Below are 23,247 nucleotides of genomic sequence, written 5' to 3'. Positions count from 1 at the left end.
TGTAAGGATTTTACGGCGTAATATAATTGCGGGATCAATTTGAGTGTTTTATTAACATGTTTGTAACCTTTCTCCATTGTCCTTTCTTCACAAGAGAAGAAAGAGTAGCGGCGTAAGGAAGCAGATAAATTTGTATTGGGGCATGCGTGTGACCCTTTCTAACGGGGTTCACTCTCGGAGTCTTCATGCGATGAGCAAGGAGTCATGATGTTAGATATAGTCGAACTGTCGCGCTTACAGTTTGCCTTGACCGCGATGTACCACTTCCTGTTTGTGCCACTGACGCTCGGTATGGCGTTCTTGCTGGCCATTATGGAAACGGTCTACGTCCTTTCCGGCAAACAGATTTATAAAGATATGACCAAGTTCTGGGGCAAGTTGTTTGGTATCAACTTCGCTCTGGGTGTGGCTACCGGTCTGACCATGGAGTTCCAGTTCGGGACTAACTGGTCTTACTACTCCCACTATGTAGGGGATATTTTCGGTGCGCCGCTGGCGATCGAAGGTTTGATGGCCTTCTTCCTCGAATCCACCTTTGTAGGTCTGTTCTTCTTCGGCTGGGACCGTTTGGGTAAAGTCCAGCATATGTGTGTCACCTGGCTGGTGGCCCTGGGTTCTAACCTGTCCGCGCTGTGGATTCTGGTTGCGAACGGCTGGATGCAGAACCCAATCGCAGCGGATTTCAACTTCGAAACCATGCGTATGGAGATGCTGAGCTTCTCTGAACTGGTGCTCAACCCGGTAGCACAGGTGAAATTTGTTCACACTGTGGCATCTGGTTATGTATGCGGCGCGATGTTCGTTCTGGGTATCAGCTCCTACTATATGCTGCGCGGTCGTGACTTCGCGTTTGCTAAACGTTCTTTTGCCATCGCTGCCAGCTTTGGTATGGCTGCCATTCTGTCTGTTATCGTTCTGGGTGATGAATCCGGTTACGAAATGGGCGACGTGCAGAAAACCAAACTCGCAGCGATTGAAGCAGAATGGGAAACTCAGCCTGCACCGGCTTCCTTTACGCTGTTCGGTATTCCGGATCAGGATGCGCAGGAAAACCATTTTGCGATTCAAATTCCTTATGCGCTGGGCATCATCGCCACCCGCTCTGTTGATACACCGGTCATTGGTCTGAAAGACCTGATGGTGCAGCACGAAGAGCGTATCCGTAACGGGATGAAAGCGTATCAGTTGCTGGAAGAACTGCGTGCTGGTACTACCGACCAGGCCGTTCGCGACCAGTTCAACAGCATGAAGAAAGACCTGGGTTATGGTCTGCTGCTGAAACGCTATACGGATAACGTCACCGACGCGACCGAAGCGCAAATTCAGCAGGCAACGAAAGATTCTATCCCTCGCGTTGCGCCGCTGTACTTCGCTTTCCGTATCATGGTGGCATGCGGCATTCTGATGCTGGCAATTATCGCGGTGTCCTTCTGGACTGTGCTTCGTAACCGTATCGGTGAGAAAAAATGGCTGCTGCGCACTGCGCTGTACGCGATTCCTCTGCCGTGGATTGCTATTGAATCCGGTTGGTTTGTCGCAGAGTACGGTCGTCAACCGTGGGCGATTGGTGAAGTGTTACCAACAGCCGTAGCGAACTCTTCGCTGACTGCTGGCGACCTCATCTTCTCGATGCTGTTGATTTGCGGCCTGTATACCCTGTTCCTGGTGGCTGAACTTTATCTGATGTTCAAGTTCGCACGCCTTGGGCCGAGTAGCCTGAAAACCGGTCGTTATCACTACGAGCAGTCCACTGTGACTTCTCAGCCGGCACGCTAAGACAGGAGTCGTCAAATGATCGATTATGAAGTATTGCGTTTTATCTGGTGGCTGCTGGTTGGCATTCTGCTGATTGGTTTCGCGGTCACTGATGGCTTCGACATGGGGGTGGGCATGCTCACCCGTTTCCTCGGTCGTAATGATACCGAGCGTCGAATTATGATTAACTCCATCGCCCCGCACTGGGACGGTAACCAGGTTTGGCTCATCACCGCGGGTGGCGCACTGTTCGCTGCCTGGCCGATGGTGTATGCCGCTGCGTTCTCCGGTTTCTATGTGGCGATGATTCTGGTACTGGCGTCTTTGTTCTTCCGTCCGGTCGGTTTTGATTACCGCTCCAAGATTGAAGACATGCGCTGGCGCAACATGTGGGACTGGGGCATCTTCATTGGTAGCTTCGTGCCACCGCTGGTGATTGGCGTGGCGTTCGGCAACCTGCTGCAAGGGGTTCCGTTCCACGTAGATGACTACATGCGTTTGTACTACACCGGTAACTTCTTCCAGTTGCTGAATCCGTTTGGTCTGCTGGCTGGTGTCGTGAGCGTTGGGATGATCATCACCCAGGGTGCGACCTATCTGCAGATGCGTACGGTAGGTGAACTGCATCTGCGTGCTCGTGCAACTTCACAGGTTGCGGCGCTGGTGACTCTGGTCTGCTTCGCGCTGGCCGGTGTATGGGTGATTTACGGTATTGACGGTTATGTTGTGACCTCAGCCCTGGATCATCATGCCGCCTCCAACCCGCTGACCAAAGAAGTGGCTCGTGTGGCTGGCGCATGGATGGTGAACTTTAACAATGCACCTATCCTGTGGCTGGTTCCTGCACTGGGCGTGGTTCTGCCGCTGTTGACCATTCTGACTTCTCGTATGGAGAAAGGGGCCTGGGCATTCGTCTTCTCTTCACTGACGTTAGCCTGCATCATCTTGACTGCCGGTATCGCAATGTTCCCGTTTGTGATGCCATCCAGCACCATGATGAACGCAAGTTTGACCATGTGGGATGCAACGTCCAGCCAGCTGACGCTGAATCTGATGACGTATGTAGCTTGTGTGTTCGTACCGATCATTCTGCTGTACACCGGCTGGTGTTACTGGAAGATGTTTGGTCGCATCACTAAAGAAGATATTGAAAGTAACACCCACTCTCTGTACTAAGTAAGGAGCTTAAAATGTGGTATTTCGCATGGATTTTGGGAACGCTTCTTGCCTGTGCATTTGGGATAATCACAGCGCTGGCGCTTGAGCACGTTGAATCAGGCAAAGCCGGACAAGAAGATAGCTAATGACCAATATTATCGCGATGTTATACAACGCGATGGACAAGCGCCCCTTGCGGGCGCTTTCATTTGTGCTGGCAATCGTATTGGCCGGCTGCATATTCTGGGATCCGTCACGTTTCGCGGCTAAAACCAGTGAGCTTGAAATCTGGCATGGTTTTCTGCTGATGTGGGCGGTCTGCGCAGGCATCATTCACGGCGTTGGCTTTCGTCCTCGTGCCGTACACTGGCAGGGTATCTTCTGCCCGCTGATCGCGGATATCGTCCTCGTTGTTGGTCTGTTTTTCTTCTTCTTTTGAATAAGAAACATCCTTAAATATTTATGGGCTTGCATAAGCCCATAATTTTTTACTCTCCGTTTACTTTCCCCCATTCCAAAGCACCATTCCCGCGCGTATAGTAGCGAAGTTTGAAAGCACTAACCTTTTGTTGCATTACCGGGATGTAAAGTGAATACAACGCTGTTTCGATGGCCGGTTCGTGTCTACTATGAAGATACCGATGCCGGTGGGGTGGTTTACCACGCCAGCTACGTCGCTTTTTATGAAAGAGCGCGCACAGAGATGCTGCGTCATCATCACTTCAGTCAGCAGGTCCTGTTGGCTGAACGTGTAGCCTTTGTGGTGCGCAAAATGACCCTCGAGTATTTTGCGCCTGCCCGGCTCGACGATATGCTCGAAGTTCAAACCGAAATTACGTCAATGCGTGGCACCTCTTTGGTTTTCACGCAACGCATTGTCAACGCAGAGAACACCGTGCTGAATGAAGCCGAAGTTCTGATTGTTTGCGTTGATCCACTCAAAATGAAGCCTCGTGCGCTTCCCAAGTCTATTGTCGCGGAGTTTAAGCAGTGACTGACATGAATATCCTTGATTTGTTCCTGAAGGCAAGCCTTCTGGTTAAACTTATCATGTTGATTTTGATTGGTTTCTCAATCGCATCCTGGGCCATTATTATCCAGCGGACCCGTATTCTTAATGCTGCTTCACGTGAAGCCGAAGCATTTGAAGACAAGTTCTGGTCCGGCATTGAATTGTCGCGCCTGTACCAGGAAAGCCAGGGGCGTCGTGATAATTTGGCTGGCTCAGAACAAATTTTCTACAGCGGGTTCAAAGAGTTTGCTCGTTTGCATCGGGCAAATAGCCACGCGCCGGAAGCGGTCGTTGAGGGGGCTTCCCGTGCGATGCGTATCTCGATGAACCGTGAGCTGGAAACGCTGGAAACGCATATTCCATTCCTCGGAACCGTTGGCTCCATCAGCCCGTATATCGGTCTGTTCGGTACCGTTTGGGGGATCATGCACGCATTTATCGCGCTGGGCGCGGTAAAACAGGCGACGCTGCAAATGGTTGCACCGGGTATCGCGGAAGCGTTGATTGCAACGGCTATCGGTCTGTTTGCGGCAATCCCGGCGGTTATGGCCTACAACCGTCTGAACCAGCGCGTGAACAAACTGGAACTGAATTACGACAACTTTATGGAAGAGTTCACCGCGATTCTGCACCGCCAGGCGTTTACCGTTAGCGAGAGCAACAAGGGGTAAGCCATGGCCAGAACGCGTGGACGAGGTCGTCGCGAACTCAAGTCCGAAATCAATATTGTACCGCTGCTCGACGTACTGCTGGTGCTGTTGCTGATCTTTATGGCTACCGCACCGATCATTACGCAGAGTGTGGAAGTCGACCTGCCGGATGCGACCGAATCGCAAGCCGTCAGCAGTAACGACGAACCCCCGGTCATTATTGAAGTTTCCGGTATTGGGCAATACAGCGTGGTGGTTGAGAAAGATCGTATGGATCAACTGCCGCCGGAGCAGGTTATCGCGGAAGCGAAAAGTCGCCTGCAGACCAATCCGAAAACGGTCTTTTTAATCGGTGGTGCGAAAGACGTGCCTTATGATGAAATAATTAAAGCGCTGAACTTGTTACACAGTGCAGGCGTAAAATCGGTTGGCTTGATGACGCAGCCAATCTGATGACGGCGTTTTGCTGGCTTGAAAGATAGCACGTAACAGGCGAACAGTTTTTTGGGAACCGAGAGTGTCAAAGGCAACCGAACAAAACGACAAGCTCAAAAGGGCGATAATTATTTCAGCGGTGCTGCATGTCATTTTATTTGCAGCGCTGATCTGGAGTTCGTTCGATGAGCACATTGATGCTTCAGCCGGCGGCGGTGGCGGTTCGTCCATCGACGCCGTTATGGTCGATCCTGGCGCCGTTGTGCAACAGTACGACAGGCAGCAGCAACAGCAGGCAAGCGCGAAACGTGCTGAAGAGCAGCGTGAAAAGCAGGCGCAGCAGCAAGCTGAAGAACTTCGCGAGAAACAGGCAGCTGAGCAAGAGCGACTGAAGCAGCTGGAAAAAGAACGCTTAGCCGCGCAGGAAAAAGTGCGCGAACAGGCGCAACAGCAGAAGCAAGCTGAAGCCGCCGCCGCGAAAGCGCAAGAACAACAGAAACAGGCTGAAGAAGCTGCGGCGAAGGCTGCTGCAGACGCGAAGGCTAAAGCTGATGCACAGGCGAAACAAGCGGCAGATGCCGCGAAGAAAGCCGCTGCGGACGCACAGAAAAAAGCTGAGGCGGAAGCTGCTAAAGCCGCTGCTGATGCGAAGAAAGTTGCCGAAGCACAAGCTGCTAAGGCTGCCGCGGACGCTGCGAAGAAAGCACAGGCTGAAGCCGCTAAGCAAGCAGCAGCCGAGAAAGCTGCCGCTGAGAAAGCAGAAAAAGCCGCCGCCGCGAAAGCGGCCGCTGCTGAAAAAGCGGCGGCTGATAAGAAAGCCGCAGCGGAAAAAGCAGCAGCAGACAAAAAAGCTGCAGCCGAGAAAGCCGCTGCCGATAAGAAAGCTGCGGCAGATAAAGCAGCAGCTGCTAAAAAGGCTGCGGCCGAAAAAGCCGCTGCAGCCTCTGGCGTTGACGACTTGTTGGGTGACCTGAGCTCCGGTAAGAATGCACCGAAATCGGGCGGTGGAGCGAAAGGAAACGGCCAACCGGCGAAAGATAGTGGTACAAGTGGTGCCAATGGCGGTGCATCTGGTGCTGATATCAGTGCTTACGCATCTCAAATTCGTAATGCGATCCAGAGCCGTCTGTATGGTGCAGATTTGTATGCAGGTAAATCTTGCGTATTACATATCAAGTTAGCACCCGATGGTCTGTTACTGGATGTGACCGAAGAGGGTGGGGATCCAGCATTGTGTCAGGCTGCGCTGACGGCTGCGAAAACTGCCAGAATTCCTAAACCGCCTAGCCAGGCAGTTTATGAAAAAGTAAAAGATGCCAAACTGGACTTCAAACTGTAATAACGACCCCTGAGAAATCAGGGGAAACGGTCTAAGGTTGATACTGAGTTGTGGTAGTTTTGTGTATTTGAGTTTGTTAACATTCTGCTAAATTATCGTGGGCTTTCCGTCCAGATAAGGGAGATATGATGAAGCAGGCATTACGAGTAGCATTTGGTTTTCTGATGCTGTGGGCAGCGGTGCTGCACGCAGAAGTACGTATCGAGATCACCCAGGGGGTGGACTCGGCGCGCCCGATTGGTGTTGTCCCCTTCCAGTGGGCAGGACCGGGTGCTGCACCTGAAGATATCGGTGGTATCGTAGGTGCTGACCTGCGTAACAGCGGTAAATTTAACCCGTTAGACCGTTCTCGTCTGCCTCAGCAGCCTGGTACCGCGCAGGAAGTTCAACCTGCCGCTTGGTCTGCGCTGGGCATTGATGCCGTAGTCGTCGGCCAGGTTACGCCGAACCCGGATGGTTCTTACAGCGTTGCCTATCAGCTGGTTGACACCGGTGGCGCACCGGGTACCGTACTGGCACAGAACACTTATAAAGTGAACAAGCAGTGGCTGCGTTACGCGGGGCATACTGCAAGTGACGAAGTGTTTGAAAAACTGACCGGCATTAAAGGTGCATTCCGTACCCGTATCGCTTATGTTGTTCAGACCAACGGTGGTCAGTTCCCGTACGAATTACGTGTGTCCGACTACGATGGTTACAACCAGTTCGTGGTACACCGTTCTCCGCAGCCGCTGATGTCTCCGGCGTGGTCTCCGGACGGTTCAAAACTGGCGTACGTAACCTTCGAGAGTGGTCGTTCTGCACTGGTTATTCAGACGTTGTCTAATGGCGCGGTTCGTCAGGTAGCGTCGTTCCCACGTCACAACGGTGCGCCTGCGTTTTCTCCGGATGGCAGTAAACTGGCGTTTGCCCTGTCTAAAACCGGTAGCCTGAACCTGTATGTCATGGACATTGGTTCCGGTCAGATCCGTCAGGTGACGGATGGTCGTAGCAACAACACGGAACCGACCTGGTTCCCGGACAGCCAAAACCTGGCCTTTACATCTGACCAGGCCGGTCGTCCGCAGGTATATAAAGTTAACGTCAACGGCGGTGCTCCGCAGCGCATTACCTGGGAAGGTTCGCAAAACCAGGATGCGGATGTGAGCAGCGACGGTAAATTTATGGTAATGGTAAGTTCGGCCAACGGTCAGCAGCACATTGCCAAACAAGATCTGGTAGCGGGTGGCGTACAAGTTCTGTCGTCAACGTTCCTGGACGAAACGCCAAGTCTGGCACCTAACGGCACTATGGTAATCTACAGCTCTTCTCAGGGGATGGGATCCGTGCTGAATTTGGTTTCTACAGATGGGCGTTTCAAAGCGCGTCTTCCGGCAACTGATGGACAGGTTAAATTCCCTGCCTGGTCGCCGTATCTGTGATAATAAATAATTGATTAATAAAGGAATCATTGAAATGCAACTGAACAAAGTGCTGAAAGGGCTGATGATTGCTCTGCCTGTTATGGCTATTGCAGCGTGTTCTTCTAACAAGAACGCCAGCAATGACGGCAGCGAAGGCATGCTGGGTGCCGGCACTGGTATGGATGCAAACGGCAGCGGCAACATGTCTTCTGAAGAGCAAGCGCGTCTTCAGATGCAACAGCTGCAGCAGAACAACATCGTTTACTTCGATCTGGACAAGTACGATATCCGTTCTGATTTCGCTGCAATGCTGGATGCTCACGCTAACTTCCTGCGTAGCAACCCGTCTTACAAAGTCACCGTAGAAGGTCATGCGGACGAACGTGGTACTCCTGAGTACAACATCTCCCTGGGTGAGCGTCGTGCGAACGCCGTTAAGATGTACCTGCAGGGTAAAGGCGTTTCTGCTGACCAGATCTCCATCGTTTCTTACGGTAAAGAAAAACCTGCAGTACTGGGTCATGACGAAGCGGCTTACGCCAAAAACCGTCGCGCCGTACTGGTTTACTAAGAGAATTGCATGAGCAGTAACTTCAGACATCATCTGTTGAGTCTGTCGTTACTGGTTGGCATAGCGGCCCCTTGGGCCGCTTTTGCTCAGGCGCCAATCAGTAGTGTCGGCTCAGGCTCGGTCGAAGACCGTGTCACTCAACTCGAGCGTATTTCTAACGCTCACAGTCAGCTTTTAACCCAACTCCAGCAACAACTCTCCGATAATCAGTCCGATATTGATTCCCTGCGTGGTCAAATTCAGGAAAATCAGTATCAGTTGAACCAGGTTGTTGAACGCCAGAAGCAAATATTGTTGCAGATTAATAATCTTGGCAGCGGTAGTGCGCCTACGGCGCAGTCTGCAGGTAGCGATCAGAGTGGGGCAGCAGCAACCCCTACGCCTGACGCGGGCGCAGCGGCAGCGTCAGGAGCCCCGGCGCAGACTGGCGATGCGAACACTGATTACAATGCGGCCATTGCTCTGGTGCAGGATAAATCCCGCCAGGATGATGCGATTGAAGCATTTCAGAACTTCATCAAAAAGTACCCAGACTCGACTTACCTGCCAAATGCGAATTACTGGCTGGGTCAGTTGAATTACAACAAGGGGAAAAAAGATGATGCAGCGTTCTATTTTGCTTCAGTAGTTAAAAACTTCCCGAAATCACCAAAGGCTGCAGACGCGATGTATAAAGTCGGCGTCATCATGCAGGACAAAGGTGACACAGCAAAAGCTAAAGCCGTTTATCAGCAGGTTATCACTAAATACCCTGGCACTGATGGCGCGAAACAAGCGCAAAAACGCCTTGGCGCGATGTAATGAACACCATGCGACCAGAAATCGTGTTAATTCTGGTCGCGTCGTGTGATTCCTAAGCAGTTGAGTTATTTACATCGAAATTTTTGTTGCGCTAAAATCTGAAATCAGTAATATATGCCGCCGTTGCCAAGGGATATCAAACAGCCCGAAAGCGGCAAAAAAAGTGGGTCGTTAGCTCAGTTGGTAGAGCAGTTGACTTTTAATCAATTGGTCGCAGGTTCGAATCCTGCACGACCCACCAATCGCTAAGGTGGAATGCGATTGTAATACGTGAAGGATAACGTTGCGTAAGCAACGGCCCGTAGGGCGAGACGAAGTCGAGTCATCCTGCACGACCCACCACTAACTCAGTTAGTAAGTAGTATCCAGCGTAGTATCGGGTGATTAGCTCAGCTGGGAGAGCACCTCCCTTACAAGGAGGGGGTCGGCGGTTCGATCCCGTCATCACCCACCACTCGGGGCGTTAGCTCAGTTGGTAGAGCAGTTGACTTTTAATCAATTGGTCGCAGGTTCGAATCCTGCACGCCCCACCAATTTATTGGTGGTATCGAGTAAAAATTTTCAGGTTATACCCGAGCGGGTCGTTAGCTCAGTTGGTAGAGCAGTTGACTTTTAATCAATTGGTCGCAGGTTCGAATCCTGCACGACCCACCAATCGCTAAGGTAGAACGCGATTGCAAAACGTGAAGGATAACGTTGCGTAAGCAACGGCCCGTAGGGCGAGGCAAAGCCGAGTCATCCTGCACGACCCACCATCCTGAAAGTATAAAGAAGTGAACCCCATAAGGGGGCGTTAGCTCAGTTGGTAGAGCAGTTGACTTTTAATCAATTGGTCGCAGGTTCGAATCCTGCACGCCCCACCAGTGTAAAAAAGCGCCCTAAAGGCGCTTTTTTGCTATGTGCAGGATTTCATGATTCGAACCTGCAGCAGGTTCGGGTCGAACGAAGTGAGACAACGGAGCCGTTTACGGCGATGGCCCGAAGGGCGAGCGTAGCGAGTCATCCTGCACGCCCCACCAGTGTAAAAAAGCGCCCTAAAGGCGCTTTTTTGCTATGCGCAGAATCAACGATTCGAACCTGCTTGCCTGATGCGCTTCGCTTATCAGTCCTACAGACGACACTATTCACGTAGGCCGGATAAGACGTCAGTCGCCATCCGGCATTCATCACACGCAATTATTGTGACTTTCTTACGCCAATCCGCTATCTTGTTTAGCATATAAAACAAATCTAACCGAATACGGCGTGCGTCACGCTTTTAATCGGTTATTTCGTTAAGCTAGTAAAACGAGAAAGCAAGATGAGCGTGATGTTTGATCCAGAAGCAGCAATTTATCCGTTTCCGCCGAAGCCAGCCCCGCTGAGTGTGGATGAAAAGCAATTTTATCGTGAAAAAATCAAGCGCCTGTTGAAAGAGCGTGATGCCGTTATGGTCGCGCACTATTACACCGATCCTGAAATTCAGCAATTGGCCGAAGAGACCGGTGGCTGTATTTCTGATTCTCTGGAAATGGCGCGGTTCGGCTCAAAACATTCTGCCTCTACGCTGTTGGTTGCAGGAGTGAGGTTTATGGGGGAAACCGCCAAAATCCTCAGCCCGGAAAAGACCATCCTGATGCCGACCTTACAGGCGGAATGTTCATTAGATCTGGGTTGTCCGATTGATGCTTTCAGCGCGTTTTGCGATGCGCATCCTGATCGTACCGTGGTGGTTTATGCCAACACCTCCGCTGCCGTTAAAGCACGTGCGGACTGGGTCGTCACGTCCAGTATCGCGGTAGAACTTATTGAGCACCTTGATAGTTTAGGTGAAAAAATCATCTGGGCTCCGGACAGACATCTGGGCAACTACGTGCAAAAACAGACCGGTGCAGATGTTCTTTGTTGGCAGGGGGCCTGTATCGTCCACGACGAATTTAAAACTCAGGCTTTAACACGCATGAAGGGGCTTTACCCTGATGCTGCGGTGTTGGTGCACCCGGAGTCCCCTCAGTCTATCGTTGATATGGCTGATGCGGTTGGCTCAACCAGCCAGTTAATCAACGCAGCTAAATCGTTACCGCATCAACAGCTGATTGTGGCGACTGACCGGGGCATTTTTTACAAAATGCAGCAGGCCGTTCCGGATAAAGAATTGCTTGAAGCGCCGACGGCTGGCGAGGGGGCAACCTGCCGCAGCTGTGCGCATTGTCCGTGGATGGCGATGAACGGCCTCAAGGCTATTGCTGAGGGCCTGGAACAAGGCGGAGCGGCTCATGAGATACATGTTGATGCTGCGCTGCGAGAAGGGGCGTTGTTGCCGTTAAACCGCATGTTGGAATTTGCGGCTACACTTCGAGCTTAATTAATTTTTTTGCTCTGGGGGAAAAGATGGACTTTTTTAGCACGCAGAACATTCTGGTACATATTCCGATCGGCGCTGGCGGTTACGATCTGTCTTGGATCGAAGCTGTGGGGACGATCGCCGGGTTGCTGTGTATTGGTCTGGCGAGTCTTGAGAAAATAAGCAATTACTTCTTCGGCCTGATAAACGTCACGCTGTTTGCGATTATCTTCTTTCAGATCCAGCTCTATGCAAGCCTGTTGCTGCAAGTTTTCTTCTTTGCCGCCAACATCTACGGCTGGTATGCCTGGTCCAGGCAAACTAACCAGCATGAAGCGGAACTGAAAATTCGCTGGCTGCCGTTACCAAAAGCGATCGGCTGGCTGGCGGCTTGCGTGGTAGCGATCGGTCTGATGTCGGTCTATATCGATCCGGTCTTTGCATTCCTGACCCGCATTGCGGTGAACATTATGCAGGCATTAGGATTACAGGTTGTTGTGCCTGAGTTGCAACCCGATGCATTCCCGTTCTGGGACTCCTGCATGATGGTGTTGTCGATTGCGGCGATGATCCTGATGACGCGCAAATACGTCGAAAACTGGCTGCTGTGGGTGATCATTAACGTAATAAGCGTAGTGATTTTCGCCCTACAAGGCGTATATGCCATGTCGCTGGAGTATATGATCCTGACGGTTATCGCCCTGAATGGTAGCAGGATGTGGATTAACAGCGCGCGTGAGCGGGGTTCCCGCGCGCTGTCCCATTAATGGTGATGATGTGAATGGCCGGACACGCCTTGGTACAGGTGGCAGTCCGGCCCATTGCACGGCTGATACTCCATCTGGATCGTCGCGTGTTCAATCTGGTAGTGGTGGATAAGGAAATGCTGAATACGTTCCAGCAGGGCATCATGATCGTGCGGCGGGATCACCTGCACATGCAGCGTCATTACCGGTTTTTCACCCACCATCCAGACATGGACATGGTGTACATTGCGGACTTCGGGGATATCCCGGCTGAGATGGCGCTGCAGTGCGGCAATATCCAGCGTCAGCGGGGCACCTTCCAGTAATTCATTAACGCTATCCTTTAACAGTCGCCAGGCGCTGCGCAGTACCAGCACGGAAACCAGAATCGAGAGAATCGGGTCCGCAGGCGTCCAGCCCGTCCAGATAATAATAAGCGCAGCGATGATCGCCCCGACCGAGCCGAGTAAATCGCCCATCACATGTAGTGCCGCAGCGCGGACGTTCAGGTTTTTCTCCTCACTGCCGCGATGTAGAACCCAAAAAGCCAGCACGTTGGCGAGTAAACCCGCGACAGCTATAACCATCATCATGCCGCCTGCTACGGGGCGGGGCGTATGGAAGCGCTCAATGGCTTCCCAGACGATTAAAATAGTGATCACGACCAATGCGATGGCATTAACAAACGCGGCCAGTGTCGTGAGCCTCAGCCAGCCGAAGGTGTGTCGTATTGTGGGCGGTCGATGGGAAAACCGGACGGCCAGCAGCGCGAAAAGGAGCGCTGCGGCATCAGTGAGCATATGCCCGGCATCAGCCAACAAGGCCAGTGAACCTGAAAGTATTCCACCTACCACTTCAACCAACATAAATCCGGCTGTAATGCAGAATGCAAACATCAAGCGGCGGGCATTATTGTCCTTGGGTTGCTCAGAGGAATTATGAGTATGCGAGTGCGCCATTATGCCATCCCTTTGTTATTCTCATCTTTACTGTATGCCATCATACCGTTTTTGGGATGATAAAATTAAAAAGGAGAGCTATTGCTCTCCCGTTATTAGCTTTATTTTCAGCGTTACTGCGTAGTGCCATCAGTTTTTGTCTCGGCATCATTATTAATGCCGTTTCCGGTCTGAACCTTCTTATTCACATCAGGGCAGCGACCGTCCTTACACATGGTGTTTTTGTGCATCTCGTCTTTGGTCATCCCTTCATGGTTCATTGATGAACCGTTCGGGTGCAGCATTGTGCCACCCGAATTCACGTTACTGTTGTCGACATTATTTGGTGCCACGTTTTCGCGTGCGTCTGGGGCGACCTGACCGGCATCCGCCGAGGAATTTGCCTGGCCGTTATTGGACTGCGTATTGGTTTCAGCAGCCAGCGCCGCGCCGCTGGCGAGGCTGAGTGTAGCGGTAAGAAAGAGTGAAGCCAGCTTTGTCATATGCATAATATGCTCCTGTTATGGTCGATATGTCGGATAACGTCTTCCAACAGTGCATGTGCCAGTTACATCATTAATATGTGGTTAATAGTTTTGCCTGAGAAATCAAACCCAGCATAGAATCTTGAAATTTATGAAAATTAAAGCTGTTACAGTTATAAATTGTAGGTTGGATCTCGTTTTTCGCTACTTTATTGCGTTTTTTTGGCCAATTCCAGGATTAATCCGTCCAAAGTGTAAAACCCCGTTTACACTTTATGACTGAAGATATAGATTGGAGGGATTGCATTCATTTATATAAGTATGGCAACGCTGGAATAATCATGAATTATCAGAACGACGATTTACGCATTAAAGAGATCAACGAGTTATTACCGCCAGTCGCATTGCTGGAAAAATTCCCCGCTACTGAAAATGCCGCAAACACGGTGGCTCATGCCCGTAAAGCGATTCATAAAATTCTGAAAGGAAGCGATGATCGCCTGTTAGTGGTAATTGGGCCGTGCTCTATTCATGATCCGGCAGCCGCTAAAGAGTACGCCGCCCGCCTGCTGGCGCTGCGCGAAGAGTTAAAAGGCGAGCTTGAAATTGTCATGCGCGTCTATTTTGAAAAACCGCGAACCACCGTCGGCTGGAAAGGGCTTATCAACGATCCGCATATGGACAACAGCTTCCAAATCAACGATGGGCTGCGCATTGCACGTAAATTGCTGCTGGATATCAATGATAGCGGATTGCCGGCTGCGGGTGAGTTCCTCGATATGATCACGCCGCAATACCTTGCCGATCTGATGAGCTGGGGCGCGATTGGGGCTCGTACCACTGAATCTCAGGTACACCGCGAGCTGGCATCAGGTCTGTCTTGCCCGGTTGGTTTTAAAAACGGTACCGATGGCACGATCAAAGTTGCGATTGATGCAATCAACGCAGCAGGGGCGCCACACTGCTTCCTGTCTGTAACCAAATGGGGTCATTCGGCGATCGTAAATACCAGCGGTAACGGCGATTGCCATATTATTTTGCGCGGCGGCAAAGAACCTAACTACAGCGCTCAGCACGTTGCCGATGTGAAAGAAGGTCTGATCAAAGCAGGGCTCTCTGCACAAGTGATGATCGACTTTAGCCATGCCAACTCCTGCAAGCAGTTCAAAAAGCAGATGGATGTTGCGAAAGACGTTTGCGGGCAAGTCGCTGGTGGAGAAAAAGCGATTATTGGCGTGATGATCGAAAGCCATCTGGTCGAGGGTAATCAGAACCCGGATAGCGGCGAGCCGCTGACCTACGGTAAGAGCATCACTGACGCCTGCATTGGCTGGGAAGACACCGATGCGGTCTTACGCCAACTGGCAGAAGCGGTAAAAGCACGCCGCGGGTAAAAACGCATCCGGGCTACGCTCGGTAGGCCGGATAAGGCAACGCCACTATCTGGCAATAAAAAAGCGTGGAGCATTCCACGCTTTTTTCGTTTGACCCGGGATGAAAATTACTTCGCTTTACCCTGGTTCGCAACGGCTGCCGCTTTTGCTGCGATCTCGTCAGCGTTACCCAGATAGTAGTGTTTGATCGGTTTGAAGTTTTCGTCGAACTCATATACCAGCGGTACGCCGGTCGGAATGTTCAGTTCAAGGATCTCATCTTCGCCCATGTTATCCAGGTATTTAACCAGCGCACGCAGAGAGTTACCGTGAGCGGCGATAATCACACGCTCACCGCTTTTCATGCGCGGCAGAATAGTTTCGTTCCAGTAGGGGATAACGCGATCGATGGTCAGCGCCAGGCTTTCGGTAACCGGTAACTCTTTGTCGGTCAGCTTCGCATAACGCGGATCGTGACCCGGATAACGCTCGTCATCTTTGGTCAGTTCCGGTGGCGTTACCGCAAAGCCGCGACGCCATTGTTTAACCTGCTCGTCACCGTATTTTTCAGCGGTTTCAGCTTTGTTCAGACCCTGCAGCGCGCCGTAATGACGTTCGTTCAGTTTCCAGGATTTCTCAACCGGCAGCCAGGCCTGATCCAGTTCGTCCAGTACGTTCCACAGGGTGTGAATGGCACGTTTCAGCACAGAGGTATAAGCAAAATCGAAGCTGTAGCCTTCCTCTTTCAGCAGTTTACCTGCCGCTTTTGCTTCGCCCACACCTTTCTCGGACAGATCAACGTCATACCAACCGGTAAAACGGTTCTCGTTGTTCCACTGACTTTCACCGTGACGTACCAGAACCAGCTTAGTTACAGCCATACACTCACTCCTATAAATCATATTTAATGATAATAATTCTCATTATATTGCCGTAATGCGTCAGCGGCAATCCTTACGCATAACCATAGCGAAAATAGCGCCACAGTGTAAGGTTCTTGTGAACTCAAGGTTGCGATTTTGTCTTTGAACGGTGGGGATTTGAGCGGTTCTACTGTGATAAACAAGCAACAGGCCCGATACGTTACGTCATCGGGCCTGGGAGGGGGAACGATTAGGCTGGAATAAACCGGTATTCCGTCACGCTGGCATACTCTTCGCCAGGACGCAGGAAGCAGTCTGGCTGCGGCCATTCCGGATGGTTCGGGCTGTCCGGCAGGAACTCGCTTTCCAGTGCCAGACCTTGCCAGTCGGCGTAGGCATCAGGACCACGGGATGGCGTACCGCCGAGGAAATTCCCGGAATAAAACTGTAATGCCGGGGCGGAGGTGTAGACCTCCATCTGCAGTTTTTCATCCTGGGACCACAGTCGAGCGACCGGCGTATGCGTATTGCCCTGTGCCTGGAGCAGGAAGGCGTGATCGTAACCTTTTACCTTACGCTGATCGTCATCGGCAAGAAATTCACTGCTGATGATCTTAGGCGTACGGAAATCGAAAGTGCTACCAGCGACGGATTTCAGTCCGTCGTGCGGGATGCCCATTTCATCAACCGGCAAGTACTCGTCGGCGAGGATTTGCAGCTTGTGTTGGCGCACATCCGTTTTGTCACCGTCGAGGTTGAAATAAACGTGATTCGTCAGATTCACCGGGCAGGGCTTATCGACCGTGGCGCGGTAGGTTATCGAAATACGATTATCGTCAGTCAGGCGATACTGCACGGTAGCGCAAAGATGGCCAGGGAAGCCCTGATCGCCATCGTCGGACGTTAAGGCGAACAGCACCTGGCGGTCATTTTGATTGACTATCTGCCAGCGACGTTTGTCGAAACCGTCCGGCCCGCCGTGCAGCTGGTTGTCGCCCTGACTTGGTATTAATTCAACGGTTTCGCCAGCAAAGGTATAACGGCTGTTGGCGATACGATTAGCGTAGCGACCAATCGAAGCCCCCAGAAATGCAGCCTGTTCCGGGTATTGTTCCGGGCTGGCGCAACCGAGTAATGCTTCGCGCACGCTACCATCGCTGAGCGGAATACGCGCAGAGAGTAGGGTCGCGCCCCAATCCATCAGCGTGACCACCATCCCTGCGTCATTGCGCAGGGTGAGCAGGCGAAACGGCTGACCGTCCGGAGCCTGCACGGGGATTTCGTTTAACATTGTCCGGCTCCTTGAGAAGGTTTGCAGACGTAGAATGTTTCTTTAATTCCAGTTTTTGCTTCGTACTGCTCAGCGACAGCTTGCTGTACGGCTGGCACCAAATCTTGCGGGATCAGCGCCACTATACAGCCGCCGAAGCCGCCGCCGGTCATGCGTACACCGCCTTTATCGCTAATGGTCGCTTTGACAATCTCAACCAGCGTATCAATTTGCGGCACGGTAATTTCAAAGTCATCGCGCATTGAGGCGTGAGATTCCGCCATCAGTTGGCCCATACGCAGCAGGTCGCCTTTTTCCAGCGCCTGTGCTGCTTCAACGGTACGCGCATTTTCCGTGATCACGTGGCGAACGCGTTTGGCGACGATCGGATCCAATTCGTGGGCGACGGCGTTAAACGCTTCAAGGTTAACATCACGCAGCGCTGGCTGCTGGAAGAAACGAGCGCCGGTTTCACACTGTTCGCGACGGGTGTTGTATTCGCTACCGACTAGCGTACGTTTAAAGTTACTGTTGATGATCACCACCGCTACGCCCTCAGGCATAGAAACTGCTTTGGTGCCAAGCGTTCGGCAGTCGATCAGTAGCGCATGATCTTTCTTACCAAGTGCCGAGATCAACTGATCCATAATGCCGCAGTTACAGCCGACAAACTGGTTTTCAGCTTCCTGACCGTTCAGGGCAATCTGCGCGCCGTCGAGCGGCAGATGATAGAGCTGCTGGAATACCGTACCCACAGCGACTTCCAGCGAGGCAGAAGAACTTAACCCCGCGCCCTGTGGGACGTTACCGCTGATCACCAGATCAGCACCGCCAAAGGTGTTATTGTGCTTTTGCAGATGTTTCACTACGCCACGCACGTAGTTTGACCACTGCTGGCTGTCGTGGGCGATAATCGGCGCATCAAGCGAGAACTCATCAATCTGATTGTCGTAATCAGCGGCGATCACGCGGACTTTTCGATCGTCGCGTGCCGCACAACTGATAACGGTTTGATAGTCGATGGCGCAAGGCAGAACGAAGCCGTCGTTATAATCGGTATGCTCGCCGATCAGGTTTACACGACCCGGTGCCTGAATAGTATGGGTGGCAGGGTAGCCAAATGTTTCTGCAAACAGAGATTGTGTTTTTTCTTTCAGACTCATTATTTAAACTCCGGATTCGCGAAAATGGATGTCGCTGACCGCACGCAGTCGTTCAGCCGCTTGTTCTGCCGTCAGGTCGCGCTGGGTTTCTGCCAGCATTTCATATCCGACCATAAATTTACGCACAGTCGCGGAACGCAGCAGCGGCGGATAAAAGTGTGCATGCAACTGCCAGTGTTGGTTTTCTTCACCGTTAAACGGTGCGCCGTGCCAGCCCATGGAGTAGGGGAATGAACACTGGAACAGATTGTCGTAACGACTGGTCAGTTTTTTCAACGCCAGCGCCAGGTCAGCACGCTGTTCGTCGCTCAAATCGGTAATACGCAGCACATGCGCTTTCGGCAGCAGCAGCGTTTCGAACGGCCACGCGGCCCAGTAAGGCACAACCGCCAGCCAGTGCTCGGTTTCTACGACCGTACGACTGCCGTCCGCCAGTTCGCGCTGGACGTAATCAACGAGCATTGGCGCGCCTTGTTCGGCGAAGTACGCTTTCTGCAGGCGATCTTCACGTTCGGCTTCGTTAGGCAAAAAGCTGTTGGCCCAAATTTGTCCGTGTGGGTGCGGGTTCGAGCACCCCATCGCTGCGCCTTTATTCTCAAATACCTGCACCCAGGGATAGGTTTTCCCTAAGTCTTCGGTCTGCTCCTGCCACGTTTTTACGATTTCTGTCAGTGCAGGGACGCTGAGTTCCGGCAACGTTTTGCTGTGATCGGGTGAGAAGCAAATCACGCGGCTGGTACCGCGCGCGCTCTGGCAGCGCATCAACGGATCGTGACTGTCCGGCGCGTCCGGGGTATCGGACATCAACGCCGCAAAGTCATTGGTAAAGACATAGGTCCCGGTGTAATCCGGGTTTTTGTCGCCGGTAACGCGCGTATTGCCAGCGCACAGGAAGCAGTCCGGGTCATGTGCAGGTAGTACCTGCTTAGACGGAGTTTCCTGCGCCCCTTGCCACGGGCGTTTGGCGCGATGCGGTGATACGAGAATCCACTGCCCGGTGAGCGGGTTAAAACGGCGGTGTGGATGATCGACAGGATTGAATTGCGTCATGATTGGTCCTTAATCCGAATATCCCTGTGGGTGGCGTGACTGCCAGTGCCAGGTATCTTGTGCCATTTCATCCAATGTGCGGGTCACGCGCCAGTTGAGCTCGCGATCGGCTTTGCTGGCATCAGCCCAGTAGGCCGGAAGATCGCCTTCACGGCGCGGGGCGAAGTGGTAATTCACCGGTTTACCACAGGCTTTGCTGAAGGCGTGGACCACGTCCAGCACGCTGCTGCCGATGCCTGCACCGAGGTTATAAATATGCACACCCTGAATGCCTGCCAGTTTTTCCATGGCGGCAACGTGGCCGTCGGCGAGATCCATCACATGGATGTAGTCGCGTACGCCGGTGCCATCTTCAGTAGGGTAGTCATTGCCAAATATGGCAAGAGACTCGCGGCGGCCAACGGCAACCTGCGCGATGTAAGGCATCAGGTTGTTTGGAATACCTTGCGGATCTTCCCCCATATCTCCTGACGGATGAGCGCCAACAGGGTTAAAGTAGCGCAGCAGGGCAATGCTCCAGTCGGGCTGAGCTTTTTGCAGATCGGTCAGGATCTGTTCCACCATCAGCTTGCTTTTGCCGTACGGACTTTGTGGCGTGCCGGTGGGGAAGCTTTCAACGTAAGGAATTTGCGGCTGATCGCCATAGACGGTCGCGGAGGAGCTGAAAATGAAGTTTTTCACGTTGGCTGCGCGCATTGCATTCACCAGACGCAGAGTGCCGTTGACGTTGTTGTCATAGTACTCCAGCGGCTTGGCAACGGATTCTCCAACGGCTTTTAAACCGGCAAAATGGATGACCGTATCAATGGCATGATCGTGCAGAATTTCGGTTATCAGCGCTTCGTTACGGATGTCTCCTTCCACGAAGGTCGGATGCTTGCCGCCTAAACGCTCAATGACGGGCAGTACGCTGCGCTTGCTGTTGCAGAGATTATCCAGGATCACCACCTCGTGACCGTTTTTCAGCAACTGCACGCAAGTGTGGCTTCCAATGTAACCGCTACCACCTGTAACCAATACTCTCATAATTCGCTCCGTTAAGCCTATGGTATGCAATAACCATAGCATAACAAAGATGCGAAAAGTGTGACACGGAATAAATTAGTGGAATCGTTTACACTCCGGGATTTTCACTCGACGCTGCTAGTTAATTTATTATAAATCATTATGTTAGGTTGTTATTACAGCGATTGTCTGAAAAAAAAGCAGAAAAAAGGGCGTGATAAACGCCCTGGCATGAAAATTAACGCAGAGAAGTTTGTCGATAGCCGTAGATATCTCCCTCGGGTACAAACTCTAGCCGATGGGTAATGCAGGCCGGGGCATCTTCGGCGTGATGAGAGACGAACAAAAGCTGAGTTTCGCCTTCACCGATCAGGACATCCACAAACCGACGGATCAGTTGGCGGTTGAGCGGATCTAATCCTTGCAAGGGTTCATCGAGGATCAGCAATGTAGGATGTTTCACCAGAGCACGAACAATCAATGCCAGCCGCTGTTGTCCCCAGGAAAGACTATGAAATGGCGCATCCGCGGTACGTTTATCGATGCCAAGAATATCCAGCCACTGCTGTACCAGCTTGTGCTGCCTGTCGGAGACGGCCTGATAAATGCCGATTGAATCGAAATAACCGGAGAGAATAACGTTGCGAACTGTTGTACTTACCCGGTAATCCAAATGCAGGCTGCTGCTGACATAGCCAATGTGTTTTTTGATATCCCAGATAGTTTCACCGCTGCCCCGGCGTCGGCCAAACAGGGTCAGGTCGTTGCTATATCCCTGGGGATGATCGCCGGTGATTAAACTGAGCAGGGTTGATTTCCCCGCACCGTTGGGGCCGACGATTTGCCAGTGTTCCCCCGGATTTACCCGCCAGCTCAGATGATGCAGGATAGGGCGATCGTTATATGAGACGGTGCCATCGTTAAGCACAATGCGCGGCTCGTTATCTGACAATGTGTGGCGTACTGAAGGCTCATCCGGCTCAGGTAACTGGATGCCTTCCAGCCGCTCGCTATGGGCAAGCTGAGCGATTAATGCCTGTTGCAGAAGGTCGATTTTTGCGCCGGTTTCCGTCAGTGTGCAATCGGCAAGCACGCCGGCAAACTGCACGAATTCGGGAATTTCATCAAAGCGATTAAGCACCAGTACCAGCGTTAAACCGGCCTGGTGTAGCTCATCGAGCAGTTCTGCTAACTGGCGGCGGGACGCGACGTCCAGCCCGTCAAAGGGTTCATCAAGGATCAGCAAATCTGGCGTGGACATTAATGCCTGGCAGAGCAGAGTTTTGCGTGTTTCACCGGTGGAAAGGTATTTGAAACGCCTGTTGAGTAGGGCTGAAATGCCAAACTGCTGCGCCAGCGCAGCGCAGCGAGCGGGATCGTTGACCTCATCCTGAATGATTTCTGCGGTGGTGCGCCCTGTGTCGTCTTCACCGGGACTAAGAAGGTCGGTGTTGTTCCGCTGCCACTCGTCGCTGACCAGCTTTTGGAGCTGCTCAAAGGAGAGTCGGGTAATACGTGTGAACTGGCAGCGGCGTTCGCCTTTCAGGAGCGGCAACTCGCCCGCCAGCGCGCGGGCCAGCGCAGATTTCCCGCTACCATTAGATCCAACAAACGCCCAGCTATCACCCGCGTTTAACGTCAACGCATTTAACTGGAGCGTTTTTGTGTCGCTAAGACGAAATATACCTTGCGAAATTTGCAACGATGACATTTTGTATCCCATTATTTGCAGCGATGAATAACAGGGATACGTGTTCTTAGGGCTGATGTCAATCAACTCAGCACAGCGTGGCGATAATCACTCTATCAGCATTAAAATATGCTGTGACGTTAGCGCCTTCAGTTAATGTGTGGGTCTGATCTATCGGCAACGTCGCGCAGAGCGTCTGGCCATCTGGCAACGTCATCAGCACTTCACACTGTTCCGCACCGCGTTCAATATGGCTAATCGTGCCCTGCAACTGGTTATCGGCAGCCTGAGCGATGGCGTCGTCCTGAGTGATTCCCACCCACGGCGCTTTCAGCAGAATCAGTACTTCTTTGCCTTCCTCAAGACCCAGACGCTCACCGCTTTGCGCAGTGATTGCCACTTTCAGGCGCGTTTCGCCATCGGCCAGCAGGACGTCAACATGCTGCTGGACCTGATCGTGGTCGCGAGCGGTAATAGTGCCAAACCACTGGTTACGGGCGCTGGTTTGCAGTGAAAAACGCGAGATAGCTGCCAGCAGGCTGTTGAGCGGTAGCGCATCGTCATCGCTCAAAACATCAAAAGCTTTTTGTTGGATTTGCGCCAGTAAATCATATAACTGGATTAAACGTTGGCCATAGCGCGTTAACACCGCGCCACCGCCGCCTTTACCGCCTGTGGCACGTTCAACCAGCGTCTGCTCGCTGAGCTGGTTCATTTCGTTAATCGCATCCCAGGCGCTTTTGTAGCTGATACCTGCATCCTTCGCGCCCTGACTGATGGAACCGGAAAGCGCAATGTGCTTAAGCAGAGAAATGCGACGGGGATCAGCAAACAGTTTTTGCTGAAGTTTCAGCGTAAGAAGGATTTCGGCCTGCATCACAAGCTCCTGGCAAAAAAGGGTATTGTGACGGAAAACCGTGCCTGAGCAAAGCCGACCGCACAAAAGGGGAGTGCTTTTCTGCGTTATGTGGTTAGAATACAACTAAGGACTATATCTGGAGTTGACCATGTTAGAGTTATTGAAAAGTCTGGTATTCGCCGTAATCATGGTACCTGTGGTAATGGCCATCATTCTGGGTCTGATTTACGGACTGGGTGAAGTGTTCAACATTTTCTCCGGTATCGGTCAGAAAGACCAGTCCAGACAGAATCATTGATTCCCCAAACGCCCGCTCAGTCGGGCGTTTATATTTTTTGCCTTCCTACTCGTTTTCTCT

The 23,247-nt window shown here is 52.0% G+C and carries 24 protein-coding genes, 5 tRNA genes and 1 other RNA gene; 21 read left to right on the top strand and 9 right to left on the bottom strand.

Annotated features, from left to right (window positions below):
* Positions 1–207 precede the first annotated feature (207 nt).
* The 19 genes from cydA (at position 208) to pnuC (ending at position 12,214) form a co-directional block, all read left to right on the top strand.
* The gene (gene cydA / locus GUC46_RS16220; RefSeq protein ID WP_003022965.1) at positions 208–1,776 is read left to right on the top strand and encodes a cytochrome ubiquinol oxidase subunit I; all 1,569 of its coding nucleotides are present in this window, start codon (positions 208–210) and stop codon (positions 1,774–1,776) included.
* A gap of 15 nt (positions 1,777–1,791) precedes the next feature.
* Positions 1,792–2,931 carry a cytochrome d ubiquinol oxidase subunit II gene (gene cydB / locus GUC46_RS16215; RefSeq protein ID WP_003022968.1) on the top strand — a complete coding sequence of 380 codons (1,140 nt, stop codon included), beginning with the start codon at positions 1,792–1,794 and terminating at the stop codon, positions 2,929–2,931.
* Positions 2,932–2,945: 14 nt separating this feature from the next.
* On the top strand, positions 2,946–3,059 hold the full coding sequence (gene cydX / locus GUC46_RS16210) for a cytochrome bd-I oxidase subunit CydX (RefSeq protein WP_003022970.1): 114 nt from the start codon (positions 2,946–2,948) through the stop codon (positions 3,057–3,059).
* Positions 3,059–3,352, top strand: a complete 294-nt coding sequence (gene ybgE, locus GUC46_RS16205; protein WP_003022971.1) for a cyd operon protein YbgE — start codon at positions 3,059–3,061, stop codon at positions 3,350–3,352. The genes cydX and ybgE overlap by 1 nt, the downstream gene beginning before the upstream one ends.
* A gap of 150 nt (positions 3,353–3,502) precedes the next feature.
* Complete coding sequence (ybgC, locus tag GUC46_RS16200; protein WP_003835413.1) at positions 3,503–3,907, top strand: tol-pal system-associated acyl-CoA thioesterase; 405 nt, start codon at positions 3,503–3,505, stop codon at positions 3,905–3,907.
* Positions 3,904–4,596, top strand: a complete 693-nt coding sequence (gene tolQ, locus GUC46_RS16195) for a Tol-Pal system protein TolQ (RefSeq protein ID WP_003022976.1) — start codon at positions 3,904–3,906, stop codon at positions 4,594–4,596. Before ybgC ends, tolQ begins: the two co-directional genes overlap by 4 nt.
* Positions 4,597–4,599: 3 nt before the next feature.
* Entirely contained in the window at positions 4,600–5,028 is a 429-nt protein-coding gene (gene tolR / locus GUC46_RS16190) for a colicin uptake protein TolR (RefSeq protein ID WP_003022978.1), read from the top strand.
* Positions 5,029–5,092: 64 nt separating this feature from the next.
* On the top strand, positions 5,093–6,349 hold the full coding sequence (tolA, locus tag GUC46_RS16185) for a cell envelope integrity protein TolA (RefSeq protein WP_016149807.1): 1,257 nt from the start codon (positions 5,093–5,095) through the stop codon (positions 6,347–6,349).
* Positions 6,350–6,477: 128 nt separating this feature from the next.
* Positions 6,478–7,770 (top strand): Tol-Pal system beta propeller repeat protein TolB, encoded by a 1,293-nt coding sequence (tolB, locus tag GUC46_RS16180; protein ID WP_003022981.1) that lies wholly within the window; start codon positions 6,478–6,480, stop codon positions 7,768–7,770.
* A gap of 34 nt (positions 7,771–7,804) precedes the next feature.
* Complete coding sequence (gene pal / locus GUC46_RS16175; RefSeq protein ID WP_003022983.1) at positions 7,805–8,323, top strand: peptidoglycan-associated lipoprotein Pal; 519 nt, start codon at positions 7,805–7,807, stop codon at positions 8,321–8,323.
* A 9-nt stretch (positions 8,324–8,332) separates the two neighbouring features.
* A complete protein-coding gene (cpoB, locus tag GUC46_RS16170; protein WP_044712637.1) occupies positions 8,333–9,124 on the top strand; it encodes a cell division protein CpoB in 792 nt (263 codons plus the stop codon).
* A gap of 165 nt (positions 9,125–9,289) precedes the next feature.
* Positions 9,290–9,365 (top strand) — tRNA-Lys (locus GUC46_RS16165).
* Positions 9,366–9,502: 137 nt separating this feature from the next.
* Positions 9,503–9,578: transfer RNA gene (locus tag GUC46_RS16160), tRNA-Val, on the top strand.
* A 3-nt stretch (positions 9,579–9,581) separates the two neighbouring features.
* A tRNA-Lys gene (locus GUC46_RS16155) sits at positions 9,582–9,657 on the top strand.
* Positions 9,658–9,702: 45 nt separating this feature from the next.
* Positions 9,703–9,778, top strand: a tRNA-Lys gene (locus GUC46_RS16150).
* A gap of 133 nt (positions 9,779–9,911) precedes the next feature.
* A tRNA-Lys gene (locus GUC46_RS16145) sits at positions 9,912–9,987 on the top strand.
* A gap of 22 nt (positions 9,988–10,009) precedes the next feature.
* A non-coding RNA gene (locus GUC46_RS16140) (RtT sRNA) lies at positions 10,010–10,143 on the top strand.
* Positions 10,144–10,424: 281 nt separating this feature from the next.
* Complete coding sequence (nadA, locus tag GUC46_RS16135) at positions 10,425–11,468, top strand: quinolinate synthase NadA (RefSeq protein WP_003837113.1); 1,044 nt, start codon at positions 10,425–10,427, stop codon at positions 11,466–11,468.
* A gap of 26 nt (positions 11,469–11,494) precedes the next feature.
* Complete coding sequence (gene pnuC, locus GUC46_RS16130) at positions 11,495–12,214, top strand: nicotinamide riboside transporter PnuC (RefSeq protein ID WP_003022990.1); 720 nt, start codon at positions 11,495–11,497, stop codon at positions 12,212–12,214.
* Here pnuC and zitB read toward each other — a convergent pair.
* Positions 12,211–13,152, bottom strand: coding sequence for a CDF family zinc transporter ZitB (gene zitB, locus GUC46_RS16125; protein WP_003022992.1), 942 nt, complete (start codon positions 13,150–13,152; stop codon positions 12,211–12,213). The genes pnuC and zitB overlap by 4 nt on opposite strands.
* A gap of 113 nt (positions 13,153–13,265) precedes the next feature.
* Entirely contained in the window at positions 13,266–13,640 is a 375-nt protein-coding gene (locus GUC46_RS16120) for a YbgS-like family protein (protein ID WP_003845358.1), read from the bottom strand.
* Positions 13,641–13,957: 317 nt separating this feature from the next.
* On the opposite strand from GUC46_RS16120, the gene aroG reads away from it, so the two are divergent.
* Positions 13,958–15,010: a 3-deoxy-7-phosphoheptulonate synthase AroG gene (aroG, locus tag GUC46_RS16115; RefSeq protein WP_003022997.1), complete on the top strand. Its 1,053-nt coding sequence runs from the start codon at positions 13,958–13,960 to the stop codon at positions 15,008–15,010.
* 107 nt (positions 15,011–15,117) lie between these two features.
* Here the strand turns inward: aroG and gpmA are convergent, their stop codons facing one another.
* From gpmA to modE, 7 genes are all read right to left on the bottom strand, one after another.
* A complete protein-coding gene (gpmA, locus tag GUC46_RS16110) occupies positions 15,118–15,870 on the bottom strand; it encodes a 2,3-diphosphoglycerate-dependent phosphoglycerate mutase (protein ID WP_003022999.1) in 753 nt (250 codons plus the stop codon).
* Between the two features lie 232 nt (positions 15,871–16,102).
* Positions 16,103–17,143, bottom strand: coding sequence for a galactose-1-epimerase (gene galM, locus GUC46_RS16105; RefSeq protein WP_057102181.1), 1,041 nt, complete (start codon positions 17,141–17,143; stop codon positions 16,103–16,105).
* Positions 17,137–18,285: a galactokinase gene (galK, locus tag GUC46_RS16100; RefSeq protein WP_130714862.1), complete on the bottom strand. Its 1,149-nt coding sequence runs from the start codon at positions 18,283–18,285 to the stop codon at positions 17,137–17,139. The genes galM and galK overlap by 7 nt, the downstream gene beginning before the upstream one ends.
* A 3-nt stretch (positions 18,286–18,288) precedes the next feature.
* Positions 18,289–19,335: a galactose-1-phosphate uridylyltransferase gene (gene galT / locus GUC46_RS16095; protein ID WP_003837102.1), complete on the bottom strand. Its 1,047-nt coding sequence runs from the start codon at positions 19,333–19,335 to the stop codon at positions 18,289–18,291.
* Positions 19,336–19,344: 9 nt separating this feature from the next.
* Positions 19,345–20,361, bottom strand: a complete 1,017-nt coding sequence (galE, locus tag GUC46_RS16090; RefSeq protein ID WP_003837100.1) for a UDP-glucose 4-epimerase GalE — start codon at positions 20,359–20,361, stop codon at positions 19,345–19,347.
* 217 nt (positions 20,362–20,578) lie between these two features.
* Positions 20,579–22,051 carry a molybdate ABC transporter ATP-binding protein ModF gene (gene modF, locus GUC46_RS16085; RefSeq protein ID WP_058842498.1) on the bottom strand — a complete coding sequence of 491 codons (1,473 nt, stop codon included), beginning with the start codon at positions 22,049–22,051 and terminating at the stop codon, positions 20,579–20,581.
* 67 nt (positions 22,052–22,118) lie between these two features.
* On the bottom strand, positions 22,119–22,907 hold the full coding sequence (gene modE / locus GUC46_RS16080; protein ID WP_003023018.1) for a molybdenum-dependent transcriptional regulator: 789 nt from the start codon (positions 22,905–22,907) through the stop codon (positions 22,119–22,121).
* A 130-nt stretch (positions 22,908–23,037) separates the two neighbouring features.
* Between modE and GUC46_RS16075 the strand changes: the two genes are divergently transcribed.
* Complete coding sequence (locus GUC46_RS16075; RefSeq protein WP_003023026.1) at positions 23,038–23,187, top strand: AcrZ family multidrug efflux pump-associated protein; 150 nt, start codon at positions 23,038–23,040, stop codon at positions 23,185–23,187.
* Positions 23,188–23,247 lie beyond the last annotated feature (60 nt).

This window comes from Citrobacter sp. LUTT5 (assembly GCF_009905315.1).
In the GTDB taxonomy this organism is placed as follows: domain Bacteria; phylum Pseudomonadota; class Gammaproteobacteria; order Enterobacterales; family Enterobacteriaceae; genus Citrobacter; species Citrobacter freundii.
The sequence above is the reverse complement of the archived record's forward strand: the minus strand, read 5'-3'. Positions and strand labels throughout refer to the sequence as shown.